This is a genomic window from Njordella calcicola (genome assembly GCF_056494125.1).
Genome location: NZ_CM151396.1, coordinates 552364 through 573476 on the forward strand (window position 1 = coordinate 552364; position 21113 = coordinate 573476).

Consider the following 21113-nt stretch of genomic DNA (forward strand, 5'->3'; position numbering starts at 1 on the left):
GACTGCGACGAGGGTCTTTGGATGGATCATTCTTGAGGCGACGACTTGAGTTTGGATAACGCTTTGAAGTAAGCATTGATGCTGGATTGGAATGGCGAATCGGAAGCTTGACGCGATTGACCTGTGCCTTCTTCTAACTCGCTGCTGCGAAGATTGGCCCAATTCTTGTTAATCGTTAGGCCGTCGGGGGTGCTGCCGGGTTCAACGGCTCCCGCTTCGGAAAATTCCGGTGTCTCCACGTCGCCGGCCGCTGGGGAAGTCGACATGCTTTTGGATTGTCCAGTGCTGGCCTGCTGGCTTTTGGATGGCGGGCCTTTTTGAGAGGGGCCTGACTGGTTCTCGGACAAGCTGCGTTGTTGAGCGAGCATGTCCGCTAGTTTGTCGGCGGCTGATTGAACGGCCTGTTTGCCTTGAGAGCCGGACTGATTCTGGCCGTTCTGTGCCGACTGATTGGAGGCCTCTTGTTGGCCACTTTCAGATTGCGAACTTTGCTCACCTTGTCCATCTTGGGCTTGTTGAGCTTGCTGCCCTTTCTGGTCTTGAGTTCGATTGCGATCGAAAACAATACGATCCAGATCATCCAGCAGTCGAGCCATCTCTGGGTCCGACAGGTAGTCGCCAAAATTCGGCTGCATCAGTTGAGTTGGCGAGCGGGGAGTGTTGGCAGGAGGGGCTGTCGCATTCGTCCCATCGGCCCGCGGCGTTGGTGTGGGTAAGCTTTGCGTTAACGCATCGAGCCTGTCACGAATGTCTTGAACCGTTTCTTGCGTTTGTTTCATGTTGGCCATGGCGGAACTTGACGAGCCACCTTCGATTCTTGCATCGGGTAAAGTGTCCGGAGTTGGCGATTGGGTCGCTTGGCGAAGCGTGTCCGCAGCGGGCTGCATGTGCTCATTAACTAACTTGCCTGTTGCTTCCGCAAGTTCAGCTAACTGCTGGGTGGCAGATTCTTGTTCCAGCCGTTGGGCATGGCGACTGGTACGATTCAAGTCTCGCTGACTGCGTTGGACATCCTTGGTAAGAGCAGATTCTTTCTCGCCCGCTGAACGAGCGCTGTCCGTGCGTGATTGAGGCGGCTCTATGGCGGCGACATCGGATGTAATTCGTTCAATTTGGTTCGCGATGTCATCCAGCAGTGCAACCGATTGTTCGGAGAAGCTTTTTGCCAAACCAAGATGCGGGTTTTGTTTGGGTAGCTCTGCAGGCTGATTCGACTGAGCTTTATCGGCCAAGGCTTTGGCGAGCGTTGCCATCTCCGCCGCGGTATCTGCTTTTAGTTGAGCTGCTGCCAACTCTCGCTGGGCTTCGGTGATCTGTTGCTCAGCACGCTGCAGTTGCTGCTGGTCATTGGCCGACTGTTTCGATTTCTCGAAGCGTTCACGTTCCTTTTCTAAACGTTTGTTGGCTTCCTCCAGTTGACGTTTGCGGTTTTCAATTTGTCGAGTTTGTTGTTCTTGATGGTTGGATCGATGACGCACTTCGCCTTGCAGCCAGTTTTCATTTTCACGTCGATAACGAGTTTGCCAGTCATTCGCTTCCCGCTCCAAATTACGCAGTTGGCGTTCATCACTGGCGACGGGCTTGGGTTCCGTTTCATTGATCTTGGAGGCAATGGAACGAAAACCTTCTTGCATCTCTTGGACTTGTGATTTCAGATTGGCAAGATTGGTTGTAAGTTCTTGGACGGTCCTTTCGGTATTCGCCGATGAGAAGCTGTCCGAAAGTTTGTAGAGATCATTTTTCACTTGATTGAGTGGCTCTTGAACATCGGACAGTTGTGATCGACCGGTGGTCTGCAAGGTCCAATTCATTTGCTGATCGCTCAGCTTACGCAGCAACCGAGCGAACTGGTGCATTTGTTCGACGCTATTCTGCAATTTGGCTTGCGTGATCGGGTCGGACAGTTCTAACTCGCGGGTAAGTTCGCGCTGTTTGGTGCCGACGCTTTGCAGCGTAGATGAAATCTGATTGAGGCTTTGCGTGTTAATCGTCTTAAGGCTATCCTGCATTTCCTGGCGTTTTGGGAGTTCGTTTTCTAATTGCTTAAGGATGGCTTCCGGGGTCATCGCGGCCAGCTCACGTAGGAACTCGGCTTCTTCATAAGCCGCCTCATTTTCTTTGGAATTGGTTGCCTTTGGCTGCTGAGCGTTTGCTTGTGAGTCGGCCTCTTGTTGCGATTGCTGCTGATTCAGTGACAATGCTTCGCCGCTGGGTTGCCCTTGTTCCAGTTGTTCAAAGTGAGCGCCAACTTTTTCGAGAATGTCTTGCAAGCTGGCTTGAGCTTCGGCCGCAGCAGATTGCTTTGCGGCATCGGTACTTGGTGGCGATTGTGTCGCGGCATTTGGAGAATTCGAAAGCTCATTATGCATCGCTTGCAGAGCTTGTTCGGCCTTTTGCGCCGCAGCGTCAACGGCACGAATTGCGGTGTCTGCATCGCGTGCTACATTCGCTTGTTCTGCTGTTAAAAGATCTTGAACCGCAGCGAGGTCCTGCAGTCCTTGCTGCAGCGCCGCAATCGCTTTGGTTGCTTCTTCTTGCTTAGATTTTGGTTTTGTCTCTGAAGCGGCTTCGATCGCTTTTTTGGTTTCCGCTACCTTTTTCGCTGCGTCTTGTGCTATTTCCGAGATCTTAGGTACATACTTGGCGATGATCGCGCGAGCCTCACTGATACGCGGTTCTGTCGATCGACGAGCTTGCTCCAATGTGTCGACAAGTTCTCGCAGGCCAGCACCAACGCGCTGGATGGGGTCGCGAGACCAACGACGATTGTTCATCGAATCCGATATGACTTGCACCATCGGGCTCCAGGAAGCAGCCTGCCACGCTTCACGGACAAGTTCTGGAAATGCGAGTTCATGAGATTGCTGGCGAGATGCCTCCACGTGGAAAGCGAGGTCTGTCAAGTTACGAGGTTGCTCTGCTCTTAACAATGCATCGTTGGCGCTGGTATCAAGTTCCGCTTGCAAGAGTTGTTGGGTGGCATCGATCGCGAGTTTATTGCGATGCGCGGTGGCCAAAACTTTTGCAGCGTTGAGGATTTCCTGTAATGCCGAGGTTTGCTCTGTCGCCTCGCCAAAGCTTTCTTGCGTGACGTTCAGCAAGGCACGTCGCAGGTTGCCGACGTCCGAAAGATAGAATCGATCGATGTTGCTTCGGAGCATTTCCGCCGATCTTGTTTCCGATAGCAACGTCTCCAGTTGTTGGACCTCACGCTGCATGGCGACGATTTGAGCTAGCTTGTTGGAGAGGCCGTTTGTGGTCGAGATACGCTGAGCGGCTTGCGCAATTTGTTGTAAAGGTTGCACCCAAGCCGCTAGATAGGGAGCCACGTTGTTTCGGTTCTCACGATGCTGGCCAAAGAACCCATCCAGCAGCGTGTGCATGCGATGATACTGTTCCATTTGTTGTAGCGTTTGGTCAATCCAACGTTTGGATTCGTCGGTATTCCAATAGGCATTGTTCTGCAACAGGTTTCGTCCCGTCGTGCTGGCAATACTGGCTTGTGTCTGCCGTAGATTGCGAAGTTGAAGTAGGAACGACGACTGCTCCGAGTCGCGGAACGCTTTGCAATACCGCGTTAAGCGATCGAGCAGAGTCGCCAGGACTCCTCCGATAGCGGTTTGTCGATCGCGAATCTGATTGGATGATAGCTTGGAACTAGAGTTCAGCACGCTCCGTTGGCTTTCAATGATGCTAGCCACATCTTGGTTGGCAGCAATCATTAAGTCTTCGCCGAATAACTGGTAATTAGATTTGTCGATTTGTTCGAAAGCACGAGTGATCTCACGAGCCGCATTGCGAATTTGATTCAGCTCGTTCTTGTCCTCACGATCTTGAATAGCTGAGATTCGAGCCTGCAGACGCGGAAGTTGAATTTGAGTGAGTTGCCGCAAGAATATCGATAGATCGATCATCGCATCTTGCTCAACCAGATCTTCCGATTGATCGATGATCGCACGTAAGTTTGCTTGGCATTCGGCAATCGATTCAAGACTGGTTGGCAGGGATTTGATGTGGTTCAACGTTTCTTCAGGCGATTTCTGCCATAACTCGTCAGACTGCTTCATCCACTGCGACCATCGCTGCGAGACATCTCGCAACGGTGCGACAAGTTGAAATCGCTGATTCAAAAGCGTCCAGCGGTCATTGGAAGCGTAGGAGTTATTCACGAGCCATTGCGTGATTTCGCTACTGGTGGATTGCTTCTTTCGATCTGTAGCGACGTACCTGATTTCGAACAACTGATTGTCGCGGGCTCCAAGGGTGAGCGGATCAAGTATCCATTGGGCTTGCGCAATGGCTTGCTCTGGAATAGGCAGGTCAATATCTTTCCAGTCGGACTGGTCGATCGAGTATTGGACTTGTAACTTATCCAGCGGAAATTCGTCGTTGATTGCAATGGTGAGCGGGATCAATTCATGGGCGGAGATGAATCTTGCGCGGCTGGGAGAATCCAATAGCCACAGCAACTTGGGCGGCAGGTCCTCGCGGGCCTCGACCGTATAGCTGCGCGTTGTGTCGGTTTGCTTGCCTGAACGCTGGTCGATTGCGGAAATGGCATAACGTCCTGTGTTCCAAACATCGAAATTAGCAAACTGTTGATTGTCTGAGCGAATCTGCAGCGGAATGCTATCCGGCGTTTCGTTTTCCGGGCCACGGTTCCTTCTCGCTTTGTTTTCCTTGGTAAACAGAAGCTGCCCGGAACCTACGATCGACGTGGAGGCAAACGTTGTTTCCACTTGCGTCCCTCGCACACAATCGATCGTACCGTTCCAGTCGTCGATGGTTAAAGGCGGTACGTTCGCATAGCTGGGATAACGTAGCGTGATCGACTTGGGCGACAGGGTGGGACGGTCGACAATTTCAATCAGGTACCAGGGGCTGGCGGAATCCAATGCCACCACGCGAACTCTGGCCGACGCGGAACTCAATGCGAGATTTTGCGTGAATCGCTGTGTATCACTCTCGGACGCACGCATCTCGACCCTACGAGATTCGCTGCCATCACTGGCCTCCACTTCTAGAAATACTGTGGCTGGCTGGCCCACAATCGCGCGGGCATTTACCGAGAACAAGTCATTGCGAATCTCAATCCAAGGTGACGGTGGCGTTTCAATCGCCAGTTCATAGCTCACCAGCCGACCGATATTGAGTGCCGGCAACCAGACTCGTCCCACCCGTTTTGCAAATGACAATTGCGGAACCAGCAAGCAACCTACGAAAAGTCCTAGTAAAGTTATCGCAGCAGTTACCCATTGGCGAATCGAGTTCCACTTCAGTACATGATGAGGGGCAATCGATTCCATTCGCCCCGCGACTTGCAATTGAAACGCGTCGATAAATTCAGACGAACCAGTTGAGCGAGTTGCGGTAGCGGCTCCGGCTGACGTGCTGAGCAATTGGCCGTAGCGGAGTAGTGGTTCGCAAGCCAGGTCGAGTGCGGAAAGCAATTTGTGCTTGACCTGCGGGGCAGCCGACTCAACAACTTGAGCTAACCAGCGGGCGGAAGTCACTCGCCGCAACTTAGGAAGCAAGTTCCACAGCAAGGTCGCAATCGCAATTGAAAAGATGGACCCCGACAATACCCAACGCCAGTTCTGCGACAGGTATAAACTGGCATCCAGTAGCATTCCAATAAGCGTGGCTAGCGCCAAGACAACCCATGCAATACATATCGAACGTGTCACCAGCACGCTGCGAATGCGTTTGGCAATGGAGCTTAGACGTTGGAACGTCGACTCAGGTAGGTAGGTCCTTAAGGCTTCTAACTGAATATCGGTTCTAGTGGCAGGAACATTCCGCGTGGCATCACTCTGAGAAGAACGGCTTTTGAACTTCATACCAAACCACTCCGCTTGCGTAGGAACCACTCACAACCAAGAACCATGATAACGGGTACAAACCACCAAAAGGATTTCCAAAGTGCAAAATTGCTTCGAACGATCTTACCTGTGGCAATCGATTGCAGTCGGCTCATAAGGTCTGCGGTATCGCCCGACGGCCAGTACGCTCCGCCCGTGATCTCTGCGGCTTGCGTCATGCCAGCTCGATCTTGGTAGGAGTTCAGCAATTCGTCATGCGAATCGCCAGACACGACGATGCTGGTAGACAGCGATTGTTGCAATGCCGTCATCCCAGCGGTTTCCACGGTGAACTCGTATTGAGCCGCAGCCATCGCGGGCAAGGTCGCTCGGTAGATGGTCGGCATCACTGGATCGGATTGCAATTGGTAACGCGACTGCTCATCGGTCTCTTTATTCGTAATGACTGCGTACACCAAACGGTTGTTGCTCGGGAATCGTTGTGGATCTAGGCGAACACGAACGGGAATGGGTTCATCTTCGCGAAAAAGCTTCGCAGCTACATCGATATCGATCGAATCTGAGTGGATCAGATAAGGCTTCCTGGAGTACGCTCGGCAGATCTGAGTCCATAAGCGGCGGTGGACTTGATCCGCGACTTTGAAACGCCATTTCCACGTCTGATCTGATGCGCTGTAAAACACCAAGCCACCACCGACTCGCATTTCGACAAAGACAGGTCGTTCTGTTTTCGAAGGTTGGTGAAAAGCATTCATCAATACGGTGGCAGCCGGTTTGGCGCGAACTGACGCTTGCAGATAAAAAGGAGGCAAGGCCTTCCAGTCCAGTTCACCGTCCTCTTGCTTGGGAGGCAGCATGAAAGTCGGCTCGTTGGCGGCGGCTGCGGTCAACTCCGCTTGGTACAGGTGAATAAAAGCATTAGCGCTCGACGTCGAATCCAAGTATTCGATCGGTAGTAGTTCGCGAAAGAGTTGCAGCGCGGGGTCTTGATAGTATTCATAGGCGCCGTCAATCACGATCAGACCACCCGCCATCTGCGATACATAGTTCTCAAGCTGCTGCTGAACCGCAGGTGGCATCACTTCCGCACTGAGTTCTCCCAGGACAATCAAGTCATACTCCGACAGACGATCGTTATCTTGAGCGACAGCCAAAAACTGCTCTTGGCCTTCATCGGTAGCCACCGAAATCGCATCAACTTGCCAGGCAGGGTCACGGTCCAATGCGTTTCGAATGTAACGGCTTTCCCAACGGGGGCGACTATCGACCATCAGCACTCGATTGCGTAATAGGCTAACCCAAGTCACAAAATCTAATGAGTTATTCCGCAGTTCGATATCGTCGGTCTCTTGCTCAACACGCGCCGTAAACTCCAGCAAGGTCGACCGTCTTGCAAGCAGCGAACCCGCCTCGCCCGCATCATCAAAACCTAACTGATCAAGGATGTCTTTTACGGGAAAGGAAAAGGTAACTCGCTGGGCGCTGTCTGCATCATCGGATATCGTCTGTGACCAGAGCACTTTATTGCGGTGCAAGATCGACACACGCGTGGGAAACTGGACATCAGCCTCAAAACGAATTTCACCTGCCAGTGAATCTAGCTGGTCGATTTGCTCGGGTGCATTGACGGCCAGAATCTTTGCATCGTTGACCTTATCTTGGGCTCCAAATCCTACAAAAAATAACGGTGGCGAATCGTCTGGTCTGCTCCGTGCAGCCGAAGACAACGATGTGCCATGCGTAGTTACGCCATCGGTTAGCATCAGGATAACAGATTGCGGATTATCCTGAACCAAGCTGCCCAAAGCTGACTTCGGTGCAAACTCTTGTTCTAAAAGTGGCGAAAGGGTGGGTGTCGAAGCCTGATTGTTGACCATTGCCACTGGGGAAGCTGGCAGGATGGACTCCAAGCTTGGCAGCGGTGGCTTTTCCACCATGGAGCTGCTGCCAGTCCAAAGCGTCGTTTCTTTTTCCCCATTGCTGCGGATCAAACGCACATCGAATTGGTCAGCCAGTTTCGCCAACGATAATCGTTGGTCATCCAGCACAAGCTCCAGTGCGCTATGCCAACGAGTTTGATCATCGACATCCATCCTGCTCATGCTGGCCGAATCATCCACGACAATCAATAGTTGGCTAGGTTTGCCCACGATATGGCGAAGTGCCAGCGAGGGTTCTAGCAGCATGAGCACAACGAACCACACCGCAGTCGCTCGCAGCAAGGGCAACAAATACGTCAACACCGACTGGCGGTTGCGTTTAGAAAGCTCGCTCCAGTAAAGCCAGAACGCAAGCCCGGCCAGAAGCGTGGCAAACACGAGAATCGCTGGGGCAGACAATGAACTGGCGGAAAATAATCGCATCAGATGGCGCCCCTCGACATGCTACGCTGCAGCAACAATTCTGCAAACAAAGCCAAGAGCAAGATCGCTAGCATCCAACGCCAAACATTCCAACGCGGTATGTTGATGGGAGCATCCGCTTGTTCGGGACCCGCGGACGTAGAACCCGACTGCGGCTCATAGAGCTTGCAACCTAGTTCGTTCGCCAGACGCTGCGCCGAACTGCGATCTAGGATCGTCAAATCCGATTCGCTCCAGTTAACTTGGCTGGCGACGTAGATGGGTGGTTGCTCGGCATCTTGAACACTTGCGTCGTGATAGAAGCCAGGCAAGTCGGCCACCATAAGCTTGGCCTTGCCTTGCATTGCCAGCGGGCTTGTGAGAGTGGCGGCAAGGCCACGGTGCCACTGCGGCGGGCTACTGGACTGGTCAGATAGTTCCGCTTGGATTTTTGGCAATGGTTGCCCCACCAATAAATTACGATGGTCCAGGTCTTGCGATAATAATGATTGATAGAAGGTTTGAATCAGCGGGAGGAAGGCAGGGCGAATCGGGAAATTTGTATCATCAGGATGGAAGTCGCAACCCGATACCAGCACCGATCTTTGGCCTGCTCGAATCAACACAATAACAGGGGCACCGCTCGTGCTAGTTGCAAGGGTATCCGCGACGGGTAGGTCCGCAATGCTCTCTGCCTCTATCGATGTTGACGCAGTCAGCGTCGCATCGGGCGGCGTGTCAATTCCGTTGAACTCAAGTGCACGGTATCGCCTTAGCAGGAAGGCCGTTTCGAGATCGCGGATTGCACCAAATAGATTCTTCGAAAGGTCTAGTGAACTGGTAGAGCTAAACAGCAACTGCTGATCAGGAGCTTGGATGTTGGTTTCAGTCAGCGCAAAGGGTAGTTCACGTCGAAAACTCTGTTGAATCTGATTGAACCACTTCGTATCGAAATCCTTGCCTGCCAAGATCATCAGAGAACCGTTGGACGTTTGGTCGATCAGCTTGCGAAAGAGGTCGCTATTTAGCCGACTGACATTGCATATCGCAATGTGTTTAGGGTTCGCAGCTAGCAACCTATTGATGTTGCCTTGGTCGTTCTGTCGCACAGGGCCTAAGACTTGAAACTGTCGAGGAAGAGCCGTGAATTCTGATTCCGCGGCCAAGTTTAACTCTGGAGGCACAATGGCAAAGTTCAAGTAATCTCCACTGGATTCGGCCGCATCACCGGTAATGATCAAGACGGGCTGGGGTGCGATCGATTGGATAATCCAAGCCGCCCGATTATCCAACATAAACTCATCAGCCCGATCCAAGCGTAGTTCACAAGCGTGATTACCCATGGCCAGCGGAGGAACTTGCAACGATCGCTGTTCGATTTGCCCTGCCGCTAGCGACGTGCGAAACGTGGATTGGGTCGTGCCATTGATTTGGAAATCGACTACCACGTCATCGACTGTTTGGGAACCAAAATTACCCACGGTGAAATTGACGTTCGCTATCTGGTTTGGGCCAACCAGGGCATCGCTCGTACGTTCGATATGGATTGCCAGATTGCTTGCTCGCTGCTTGTCGTCGGCGAGCGCTTGGGTAGGCAACAGAATGACCTCTGGCATCTCAACAGAACTTGTCAGCAGCGAGCGCAACTGGCGTTTGCGTTCTGCAGTAGCTTGGTCAACAAACGACTGTCGGAAGTCTGTGGCCAGTACCAGCGTCGGCTTGGTAGAAAAACTGCTGGCCAGTTCCGAATCGCTGGCGATCAGTTCCACTGCCGTGATCAACTGGCTGATAATGTTGTCGCTCGGGCGAGCGAATTGAGTCGCAATACTGGACTCTAACGACGAATCCGCAGCTAAGGACAGCGGTGGATTGGAGCCTTCTAAGTTGCTGATCAAGATCTGCGGATTAGCGATCGCTGCTCGAATGGTCGACGCAAGCTTACTCATGGCGGCCGGATTCATTGGCGTTTGCGTGGCCGTAGGAGCCTCGCCGCTATTGCCGGATGCGAACATCGACAAGCTGTTGTCCATGAGGACAATCATGGGAGACATCGAATCGGCACCAAGTTTGTTTTGGATCCATGTCAGTGCAGGTTGTGCCATGGCCAGCGCCAAGAGTGCTGGGATAGCGCAACGAATCGCCAGTAGCAACCATTGTTGCCACTGCAATTTGCGAGAACGCCGCTCGATAGCGCCAGCCAGAAATTGCATGGCGGCCCAAGGGACAACGCGGACTTTCGTGCGATGTAAGAGGTGGATGATTAATGGGACGGCCGCCGCGAAAGCACCCAAGAGCAAAGCAGCATTCAAGAACGTCATAGGCGAGGGTTCCTTCCGAGCAGGAACTCACGCAGAATGTCGCCGCAGGATTGATCTGTCGTACATGAAATCAAATCGATGCCGTGCTCGCGACAACCTGATTGCAACTGCGATTGAAACAGCCGCACGTTTTCACGATACGCATTAGCAATTTGGTTACAGTTAACTGTTTGCTTACGCGATTGGGCTTCCAGGTTATGGAACTCCACCATCTCCGCAAACGGGAAATCGCGTTCATCTTTGTCCCACACTTGGAACACTACCACGTCGTGCCGCGCTCCGCGAATCAACTTCAAGACTCTCAGCAAACTACTGGCATCATCCAGCAAATCGCTGATGATAAAAACCAATTGTCGTCCACGCAGGCGGCTTCCCAATTTCTCAAGGGCTAACGATAGGGGAGCATCGAACGAATCGGTCTGCGATAGCAATGTCCGCGTCAACTCCTGCAGATAATTCGGCCGACTGCGAGGCGGCATATAGTCTGCAACTTGATCGGTCAAACGGCTTAAGCCCACCGCATCTTGCTGACGCAGCAACAGATAAGCAATACAGGCTGCCAGTGCACAAGCGAAATGATACTTGGTCAAACCGTTGGACTGACTGCCTGCATAATTCATCGATGCGCTACCATCAACGGCAATCATGCATTGCAGATTGATCTCCTCTTCAAACTGCTTGATATAAAGTCGATCGGTCTTGCCGTAAAGTTTCCAGTCCAACGATCGCAATTGATCACCTGGGACATACGAGCGGTGCTCTTTGAATTCGGTAGAAAAGCCTTTATGATGCGAAGCGTGACGGCCAATGGAAAGTCCATCGATAATATGTCGAGCAAACAGTTGCAGCGATTGGATATCGCGAACTGTGTCAGCAGTTAAGAGCTTTTCATCGGCACGCAAACGGCTCATAGGAATGTCGCTAGGAAGAAGCCGTAAACTTAGAGGGCAGACACCGACTTGGGCGCAACAGTCTTCCACGCTTTGGTCAACACGCTGTCGGTGCTTTCGCCTTGTGCGGTCGCTGCAAAAGACAAAACGATGCGATGTCGCAAAACTGGCAATGCAAGGGCCTCGATATCCTCGATGCTGACCACGCTGCGACCTTTGAGTAACGCTCGTGCCTTGCCCGCCAGTGCTAGATGTTGGCAAGCTCGCGGACCAGGTCCCCAATCGATAAACTCTTTGACCCACGCTTGCGAGTCCGGCTCGTTAGGTCTCAACAATCGCACATAGTCCAAGATCGCATCTTTGACGTTCAGCGGCAGAGGTACCGCGCGAACCAAGCGTTGGAATCGCTGCAACTCTTCCGCGTGCAGCACAGCTTCAATGGCCCCTTGGCTAGTACCGGTGGTCAGATCCATGATGTCTGCTTCATCGGAACGCGATGGATAGCTGACCAGCACTTGCAACAGGAAGCGATCTCGCTGCGCTTCCGGCAGCGGATAAGTGCCTTCCTGTTCAATCGGATTTTGAGTAGCTAACACAAAGAAGGGTTCTGGCAGTTGATACGTTTTGCGGCCCACCGTGACCGAGTGCTCTTGCATGGCTTCCAGCAGCGCCGCCTGTGTCTTAGGCGGCGTACGATTGATTTCATCGGCCAACAAGATCTGCGTAAAGATTGGTCCCGCTTCAAAGACCAATTGCCGCGAACCATCGGTATGCGATTCTTGGATGATGTCGGTGCCAATAATATCCGATGGCATCAGGTCTGGTGTGAACTGCACGCGAGCAAACTGCATGTGGATCGCATCGGCCAGTGAACGCACCATCAGCGTTTTGGCCAAGCCGGGAACACCCTCTAGCAAGCAATGCCCACCAGCCAGCAATGCCACGAGCAATTGTTCCAACGTGTCATGCTGGCCTACAACCTTCTGTGAAATCGCTTGGAGAACGTCTGACATGCGCTGGCGAAGTTCATTGGCGATTGCGAGATCGGAGTTGCTGAGTTTAGCCGGTGAGTTCATGCGGGCGGGACTGATCAATCAGGGTAGGGAAGTGGTTCTCTTCAGTATAACCAGAAATCCACAAATGCGACCGCAAGGGCCAAAATGTATCGCCCTTATTCGCAAGCGACCGAGCAGCATCAGGTCGATTTGCGTGTCAGGTCGACTTCTGAGCGTAGCGAATTGGATCTGCGGTGCCATTTTGAGCAAAACCCGCTTGGCGAAGCAGGCAGGAATCACAACGTCCACACGCGCGACCATCGACAAGCGGATCATAGCACGAAGATGTACTCTCATACTTGACACCCAACGCCAAACCTTGCCGAATGATTTCGGCCTTTGTCAGATCGATCAGTGGTGCGTGGATCTTGATGGCGGCAGTGCCATCCTGTTGGATCGCTTCCACCCCCGCACGCGTGGCCAGATTCGCCATTCGTTCGAAAGCGTCGATAAACGCAGGGCGGCAATCTGGATAGCCGCTATAGTCTAGCGCGTTCACTCCGATGAAGATGTCCCATATATTCAGTGATTCTGCCCAAGCCAATGCGTACGACAGAAACAAAGTATTCCGAGCTGGAACATAAGTCACCGGAATCTCGCTGCCAATTTCTGCGGTCGAATCGTGCTTCGGAACAGCAATGCTTTGATCAGTCAAAGCCGAGGTACCGACGGCGGCTAGATCCAACTGGATGATCACGTGCTTGATGACACCAGGGGTTTGAGCAAGGCCTTTGGCACATTCCAGTTCTACGGCGTGTCGCTGGCCATACTGAAACGACAGCGCGACGACCTCAAAGCCGCGATTCAAAGCGATCTGCAACACCGTTGCGGAATCAAGCCCACCGCTTAGCAGAACGATGGCTTTGGTGCGGCGGATGGGATCGCTGGACTGCATCAAATGACTCTGGAATGGCACGAGAAAAGGGGCGTATGATTGCTGGGATTTGTCGACGCTTCATCGTATCGCGTCGCACAGTCATGTCCATTGCATCTGGGAGCGACCGGTCGGGGGGCGGCGACGAGCCCACTGGCGCGAACCAGCACGTCTTGACGCGCGTCCTTTGCCCAGCTACTCTTTTTTTCGCGAATTCACTGAAAAAATTTCCACAACCAATCCACATGACCCATCTGCTGCCAACTTTACTGCAACTATTGCCGCTTGCGAAATGCGAGTGACGGGTTCGGTCTGGCGTAGAGTCGATAAAATACACCACAGAAAACCCTGAAACTCGCTTTGGCGGGCTTCGGGGTTTTTTTATACACTTGCAATCGAGGACCATCATGGCCAAATACGTACCTTTTCCGCCGATCCAATTGCCGGACCGCACGTGGCCCAACCAAACCATCACCCGCGCGCCGATTTGGTGCTCGGTCGATCTGCGCGATGGCAACCAAGCGTTGATTAACCCCATGGGGCCGGCCAAAAAGATGGAGCTCTTTCGAACGCTGCTAAAAATCGGCTTCAAGGAAATCGAAGTTGGCTTCCCGGCCGCTAGCGAAACCGATTTCGTGTTCGTCAGAGAGTTGATCGAGAAGGACTTAATCCCCGATGGCGTCACGATCCAGGTCTTGGTTCAAGCTCGCAAGCACTTAATCGACAAAACTTTTGAAGCAATCCGAGGTGCGAAATCTGCAATTGTTCATCTTTATAACTCAACCTCCACGCTCCAGCGCCGCGTCGTTTTCCAAGCCAGTAAGGAAGAGATCATTCGACTGGCCGTTGAGGGCGCGCAGCATATCCATGATCTGGCCAAAAGCGAACCAGCGTCCAGCGAAATTCGCTATCAGTACTCGCCTGAAAGTTTTACCGGAACCGAAATCGATTTCGCCGTCGAGATCTGCGAAGCGGTTTGCGAAGTTTGGCAACCGACGTCAACTAAGAAGACGATCATCAATCTGCCGTCGACGGTTGAGCTTGCGACGCCTAATGTTTATGCCGATCAGATTGAACTGTTCTCACGTTTGTTCCGATATCGCGACCAGACGATCATTTCACTGCACACACACAACGATCGTGGCACAGGCATCGCCGCATCGGAGTTAGGTCTCATGGCTGGGGCTCAGCGAGTCGAAGGCACTCTGTTTGGCAATGGCGAGCGGACAGGCAATCTTGATATTGTCACGATGGCATTGAACATGACCACGCAAGGCATTGATTCGACTTTAGATTTTTCTAATCTGAAGGAGATCCGGCGCATCGCTGAGTTCTGTACTGAGCTTAAAGTGCATGAACGCATGCCTTATGCGGGCGACTTGGTCTTTACGGCTTTTTCAGGTTCGCACCAGGACGCGATCAAAAAGGGCTTTGCGGCGCTGAAGGAGACTGGCCAAGAGCAGTTTGAAGTGCCTTATTTGACGATCGACCCGGCGGACATCGGTCGGCAGTATGATCCGGTGATTCGCGTCAATTCACAATCAGGCAAAGGCGGTGTCGCTTATTTGATCGAGAACGAGTTAGGCTTTCAGTTGCCTCGACGTTTGCAGATCGCCTTCAGCCAAGTGATCCAAAAGATTACCGACAGCACGGGTCGTGAGATACCTTCGCATGAAGTGGCCGCCAAGTTCTTGGAGACGTACGTCAATCCGCCGACGACGCTTGCATATCATAACCATACTCCGATTGCATGTGCGGTTGAAGATCAAGAGCGATATCGATTTGCGGTCAGCTATCGCGACGCGAAGTCGGAGATCGAAGGGCAGGGGGCTGGGCCGATTGATGCGTTTGTGCATGCGATCACCGAGTACTTTGGTTTGGCGTGCGATATTTTGGATTATCACGAACATGCGATGGAGGCCGGCAGTGATTCCTCCGCTGCGGCATACATACTCATCAAGACACCTGACAGCCAAGAGCTTTTTGGTGTAGGCCAGCATCGATCGATTACCAAGGCATCTTTATTAGGCTTAGTCGCCGCCATCAACCGCAGCCTGGCCTGATCGGCTCGGTTCATGCAACTAATTGTTTTGCGTCGTTCAAAACGCTAGGACTGCAAATGCCCTTAGAAACGTGCCGGTGCATTTGCCGAATACTTTCTAGAATTTTGTTGACACACGGTTTTGCGACCTTTAAAACCAAACGTCGACGACGCTTCGTTCCACTTCGTCATGCCGATTAAGGGGGCGAATACGCCGCAATGCTATCACACGTGCGCGTTACCGATCCACCTCTCCCACTCGGAACTTCCACTATGCGGCAACCCGAGGAAAAGTGGTACACCAATGTGGTACCGACGCCTGAAATTATTCGGTCGCAATTTTCCTTATTTAAACGAACGCCGTTTTTGCAGATATACCTACACCAAATATGAGCGCTCACAAAATGAAGTCACTTATTTGTTTCTTCTTTTTACTCTGCATCGTGCACTCACCAACCGTCAGATCCCAAGTTCGCGATCTTGAGCTTGTCTTTCCGAGCACAGTTCCGCAATTGTATTGCTTAAATACTCGCGACAGCGGTCAAACAGATCGGTTCTTCTGTAGCCCCTGTGGTAGGTCGTTCATTTTCACAAACTCCGAAAATGACCGTCGAAAGCTTGATAAATGGCAGAAGCAAACGAAGATAACAGATTTCCCGACGTATCAAGGCCTGATTAAAAGGTTTAGGATGAATCCAATTAGTGCGGGAACGGAGTATTCCACAGCTACAGGCCTCCCGCTTGATGGTCTAGTCGGAGCCGATATTCTGTTTCCGACATCGTTGCGAATTAGAAACAAGTCGAGTTCGAGCGTAAATCATGATTCTCCGATTCTCAACGAAAACGATGTGTCACACTGGGATGTCGAAATCAAAAAAAGTATGGGGCAGTTACAAAATCCGATCGATACATATGGACATGCGATTCCCATTTTTTTGGATGACTATAATGACTTGTCCATCGGCCTACCAAAGAAAACATTCGAGCAAATGGTCGAGTCTGGTGACCTAAGTGCGGACATAACATCAACAACAAATCCCAGAGAACGCCGTTACGCGAGGCGCATCGAATTTCAAGGCCTTGTTTTTAGACACGTTTGCGTCACTAAGCTGGAAACGCCTTTTGCTGTTATTGGTATAGAATCGCTACGTCAATATAGCCCGACATTTCAATTTCGCAAAGTAGACAAAGGAGAGTACTACACCAACATCCGTTTCTCCGAAAGTGTCGACAGAGCATACGTATTAGACAGATTGTTTTATAACTTGATTGATATTGTAGTGTTTGAGGGAGGATGCATTCTATACGACATCCAGCAGTTTCATCCGCTTGCCAAACACCTAGTTAGCGGAGATATACTTTTATCAATATCGGATTTGGATATCTCGTCTTGCACCTCCCCCGACATACTTTTACTGCTGCATCGAACAGTAGTTCAGGGTGGCACTATCAAGGTGAATCGTGGCTCAGAAGGCATTTCGGAGTTGGAAATCACTTCGGAACCAAACTGGAGTGAGACAACCATACAAAAGCTTAGTGTTGGCAAGCCATAGACTTATGCCTTCCCAATTCATGCGTTTAGTGGATTCAAAAGGAATGCAATCGGATTCAAAATCTGCTGAAATCAAAAGGTGCCGCCCCCCTATCGCGGAGTTTTCATGTCGGGATCGATATTGCGACTCACGAAATTACAAAACACTTTCAATAGAGCGTCTTTCAAGTAAACCGAGCAACTGAACTACGATGTTGAATAGCTTTTTCGATCGTGCCTTGCGATTTGCCTGTATAGGCATTGTGGCTTCTGTGTTGTTGTTGCTCGCCGAGCAGCAATCAGCCACGCAATTGCTTTGCCAGGAAACCTTCGGAGAACGCCAACTTGAGCAATTGCTCATTGATCGACCCGAAATGCAAGGAATCATTGAATCGACTAGTCCGATCATGAATTTCGTGGTTGAGATGTTCGAAAGCGGTGCTGACGGTCAAAGGATTCTATGGTCGGATCTTGAACCTATTAGCGGTGCTATTTCAGAATACAGCCCGTCCCAGTTTGGATCCCCCACAATAGTTTTTATCTCAAAAATACAGAACCTAACTGGACAAGACAAATGGTTGGCACTCCTTTTTGAGCTACATAATTCGAAGATGCAAAAAGAGTATAAAGGCTTATTGAACACCTTGTACTCAAAGAAGATTAGTGCAGACGAATTTGCTTATAGAGCGTTCGAACTTGAGTTCGAAGCTATGCATGAGACAGCAGTTTTCCTAAGGTCTCATTCATCTATTCAGTTGGTTGCGAGTAAGCCAAGTCTTGATATATCAAAACTACCTTTAACGTATCGAGAGTACTTAAAATGGGCAGAGAGTCAAAGTTTTGATCCTCAAGAGCCTTATCGGGCATTTGCCCAGCAGGTGTTAAGGTTTATCTACAGGTAGAGCGCCAGCGTGTTACTACACTGCACTTTAGGGGATTTCTAGAAGCTCGAATGTGTCACGCTACAAGGCGCAAGAGTCCTTCGAATCGGTCGCGGATTTTCATGGATCGGCGACAGATTTGAGATCCCCCATAAATACCTTTAGAACTGCCATTCGTGCCACCCACGAGTGGCACTGTAATGTTGATCCTAAGGTCTTTTACTCAAATAGGTCATCGCCTTTGCGAAGCCGTCTTTGGAGTTCGTTTCTCGGTTGCGTCATAAGAGCATATTGATCGCGACGACGTTTCAACACCCGAGGTGCAAAGCGACCAGGACGATGAGCCACTTCGCAGCTTGCAATCTGTCTCAAGAGTTTTTGGCAATACACTTCCAACTTCACAGACGAAGAAATCGATGTCACTTCCTGCCAGCTTGCAAGAATATACTGCGATGCGCTAACAAAACTGATTTGACGTGATGTGGACATTAAGTTGCATAAACATCGCTACTAACCAATAACTATAGAAGAACCGATCCGCTACGACGACATCGCCAGTATGGCATGTTTAGCACACCAATCCTATGGCGACACGTTGGGGCAAGCCCAACGGTCGCTCAGAGCTCGCGATCTCAGAACAATGTGCCTTGGTCTTCTGTCTTTCAAATGCTCCTGGCTTGCCCAGGAGATCGTTCCGTTTCTTGCTAAAGTCGTTACTGCAAAGCGAGAAGCCGAACGATCCACTGGACAAGCCAGTGGGATTCCCGTTGTAGCGGGCTCTTTGGTGTAGCGAGAAACCCAATGATCCACTGGACAAGCCAGTGGGATTTGGATCGCGCTGCGGTGCAAGCATCGACGCGCATCTGGGCCTTGTGCCCAGTCTTCGCAATAGGATTGGTGCGCGAAGAGCGACCGAATTTCTTATGGCAGGAGAATCAGGGCAGTAGAATTGATTCCATGACCATTCTCCTGCCCTCATTCTCTTGCCCAGACTTCGCAATTGGATAGGTACGCTAAAGCATGACGTGCGAGCATGTGCGTTCGGGGCTTGTCCCCGACGGACACCGCTTTGGTGTTCTAGACTCTCGTTGATTCGCCGTCTCCTTCGATTCGTTGGATACTGAAGGACGCTTAAAAATCTGGGATAAGACGAAGTTCAACTACAAATAATCAGCGATCGAACCCGCAATCGGTACGGCAGCGAAATCTACCTCTGCAAGCTTTGCGCCTTGTTAGGCTTGGTTCTTGCGGATGAAGTCGATGATTTTTCCCGGGTTAGACATGTTTTTGGCTACCACTTCCAGGTCGTCTTGGCCGGAACTGGAAATACCAATGCTTCCCACATTCAGAAGTCTTTGCATGAACGTCTGGTCGAGCTGAATATTGCGGACATCATTGTGTTGAACTTCGGATGTTTCGCGGGAAATAAGGCCTCGTTGATAAATCGTGCGGTCGTCCGTGACGATTAGCGTCGTAAACTGGCTCATCAGCTTCCAATACGCAGTAATGCATAAGATCACCAGAAGGGTGAGCGTACAAAGCCACATCAACAGTGATAGCGGTCCAATCATTTCAGTTTCGTCGAGTGGGTATCCCGCCAGCGATCTTCCAGAAATTGACATTGCCATCAAGCCGATTGCAGCTAACCCAACAACCGTGATTGCAAGAGTTGCGATTGGTCGCGCCCGGAAGACGACCGGGTGAGCCTTCACAAGCGTACGCTCTTGTGGCTCAACGGCCATGCGGGTTTTATCCGCCGATCGCTCATCGATTTGATGGATGGACGTTACTAACGCAGTTGGCATCTCTAATTCAAATGGTTTGCTGCAATTCGGGCAAATTACTGGTTTGTCCAGGTGCTCGATGGTACTTTCGACTTCGTGTTGGCAGTGTGGGCATTGGCTAGTGAGAACTTGCATGGCGAGTAGGTCCGTCAATTGGGGAGCGGTTGGATTGCAACACTGAATATGTGATGCAAGTGGCGGACCACTGTGGAGAACACTTAAAGACTTGCCCCGTAGTTGATCCAGTTATCCGCTAGCTTTGGTTTGAGTTGACAAGTCGTTCCGTTCGCTGGCAGGAGTCGGTCGGTCGCTTACACAGCGTTCGCCAGAACGAATGGGTGTTGGCAGACGACTGGGCATTAAGCTATAGATTATTGACTTGGGGCCTGTGGTTGCAGGGCTTCCAATCGTCGCTGCGACTCATAATCGATCCAAGTGCCAGGGTACTGGCGGCGAAGCTTCTCGAACGCAGCGATGGCTTCCGATTTACTCTCGGAATTCATTAGCTTTTGCGCTGCACTGAATTCCGCTTGGCCGATCGTCAACATCTTGGCAAAGATGTGGCCCGCTTGCTGCTGACTTAAAGCTAGCGGGGGCACTTTTTTAAGCGCGGGTGGGTCTGCAGCAGTAAGAATCTGAAAGGCAGACGGATTGCGCTCACGGAACAAACGAGATCGCATGTCTTGTTGACGGTTGCCCGAATCACCACCTTCGCGACCACCAAAAGGATTGATGTCAGCGATCGCTAAACCGTTCACCCCCTGGGCGGTTGCAAGTATCTTTCCGGCCGGAGAAATGATCATGGCTCCTGAGCCGCGGAAAGCGACCGCTAAGTAGACTCGGTTCTCGGCGGCACGTACCCGCAGAGCTTGCAACCCTATATCATCGTCGCCAATCGCTGCACCACCCATCGTTGGAAAGAAGATGATGTCAGCACCTTGTAAAGCCAAACATCGCGCGGTTTCCGGCATTACTAGATCGTAGCAGATTGCCATGCCAACGGTTCCCAGATCGGGCGTCTCAAAAACTGGGAAAGCATTGCCGCGACTGCGAAGCCCGCTTTCGGCCCAAGTGGGGCAGACTTTGTGATAGCGTCCAATCTCTAAACCATCGCGGCCTAGCAGAAACGACGTATTATAGATTCCGCCATCGTCTTCCAAGTGATCGCTGCAGAACACTAGATACATCTGATGCTGGGCGGCCGCTTGCCCCAAACGCTCTAGCATCAGGCGATTGGCTTGCGGCAGGTACTGGCTCGCTAGTTTCTCGTTCACACCCAGCCAGTGCAGTAAACCAAGCGTATCTTCTGGGAACGCCAAGACATCGCACGCTGCTTGGCCCGCTTGCTGAATGAGCTTTTCCAGTGCTGCGATGTTTTGTTCAACGGCAGCCAGGAACTTTTCTTCGTCGGTGATACGCCAGTCGATACTGCGCGCTTCCGCTTGGCAAGTTGCGACTCGAACCGTCGGTGCCGAATCGCTTGGATCGGCCATCAAGGAGCCGCTCAGTCCAAGCAGAAGTATCAATACAGAACATAGATTCTTCACGATTCGATTCTCAATTCGTTAAGGAGCG

General features: G+C 51.5%; 11 protein-coding genes. 3 read left to right on the forward strand and 8 right to left on the reverse strand.

Annotated elements, in window-relative coordinates:
• Nucleotides 1-26: 26 nt before the first annotated feature.
• The 6 genes from SH302x_RS02030 to queC form a co-directional block, all read right to left on the reverse strand.
• Nucleotides 27-5840: a hypothetical protein gene (locus tag SH302x_RS02030; RefSeq protein ID WP_479366934.1), complete on the reverse strand. Its 5814-nt coding sequence runs from the start codon at nucleotides 5838-5840 to the stop codon at nucleotides 27-29.
• Entirely contained in the window at nucleotides 5837-8185 is a 2349-nt protein-coding gene (locus SH302x_RS02035; RefSeq protein ID WP_479366936.1) for a hypothetical protein, read from the reverse strand. Before SH302x_RS02035 ends, SH302x_RS02030 begins: the two co-directional genes overlap by 4 nt.
• Nucleotides 8185-10482, reverse strand: coding sequence for a BatA domain-containing protein (locus tag SH302x_RS02040; protein ID WP_479366937.1), 2298 nt, complete (start codon nucleotides 10480-10482; stop codon nucleotides 8185-8187). Before SH302x_RS02040 ends, SH302x_RS02035 begins: the two co-directional genes overlap by 1 nt.
• On the reverse strand, nucleotides 10479-11393 hold the full coding sequence (locus SH302x_RS02045; RefSeq protein WP_479366939.1) for a DUF58 domain-containing protein: 915 nt from the start codon (nucleotides 11391-11393) through the stop codon (nucleotides 10479-10481). The genes SH302x_RS02040 and SH302x_RS02045 overlap by 4 nt, the downstream gene beginning before the upstream one ends.
• Nucleotides 11394-11422: 29 nt before the next feature.
• The gene (locus SH302x_RS02050) at nucleotides 11423-12448 is read right to left on the reverse strand and encodes an AAA family ATPase (RefSeq protein ID WP_479366941.1); all 1026 of its coding nucleotides are present in this window, start codon (nucleotides 12446-12448) and stop codon (nucleotides 11423-11425) included.
• A 136-nt stretch (nucleotides 12449-12584) separates the two neighbouring features.
• Entirely contained in the window at nucleotides 12585-13343 is a 759-nt protein-coding gene (queC, locus tag SH302x_RS02055; protein ID WP_479366943.1) for a 7-cyano-7-deazaguanine synthase QueC, read from the reverse strand.
• Nucleotides 13344-13708: 365 nt separating this feature from the next.
• Here queC and leuA point away from each other — a divergent pair, with 365 nt between their 5' ends.
• The 3 genes from leuA (at nucleotide 13709) to SH302x_RS02070 (ending at nucleotide 17775) form a co-directional block, all read left to right on the forward strand.
• On the forward strand, nucleotides 13709-15364 hold the full coding sequence (gene leuA, locus SH302x_RS02060; RefSeq protein ID WP_479366945.1) for a 2-isopropylmalate synthase: 1656 nt from the start codon (nucleotides 13709-13711) through the stop codon (nucleotides 15362-15364).
• A 667-nt stretch (nucleotides 15365-16031) separates the two neighbouring features.
• A complete protein-coding gene (locus tag SH302x_RS02065; RefSeq protein ID WP_479366947.1) occupies nucleotides 16032-16895 on the forward strand; it encodes a hypothetical protein in 864 nt (287 codons plus the stop codon).
• Between the two features lie 190 nt (nucleotides 16896-17085).
• Nucleotides 17086-17775 (forward strand): hypothetical protein, encoded by a 690-nt coding sequence (locus SH302x_RS02070; RefSeq protein ID WP_479366949.1) that lies wholly within the window; start codon nucleotides 17086-17088, stop codon nucleotides 17773-17775.
• Between the two features lie 1211 nt (nucleotides 17776-18986).
• Here SH302x_RS02070 and SH302x_RS02075 read toward each other — a convergent pair.
• Together SH302x_RS02075 and SH302x_RS02080 are read right to left on the reverse strand one after the other, a co-directional pair.
• A complete protein-coding gene (locus SH302x_RS02075; protein WP_479366950.1) occupies nucleotides 18987-19496 on the reverse strand; it encodes a PH domain-containing protein in 510 nt (169 codons plus the stop codon).
• A 413-nt stretch (nucleotides 19497-19909) separates the two neighbouring features.
• Nucleotides 19910-21085 carry a carbon-nitrogen hydrolase family protein gene (locus SH302x_RS02080; RefSeq protein ID WP_479366951.1) on the reverse strand — a complete coding sequence of 392 codons (1176 nt, stop codon included), beginning with the start codon at nucleotides 21083-21085 and terminating at the stop codon, nucleotides 19910-19912.
• Nucleotides 21086-21113 lie beyond the last annotated feature (28 nt).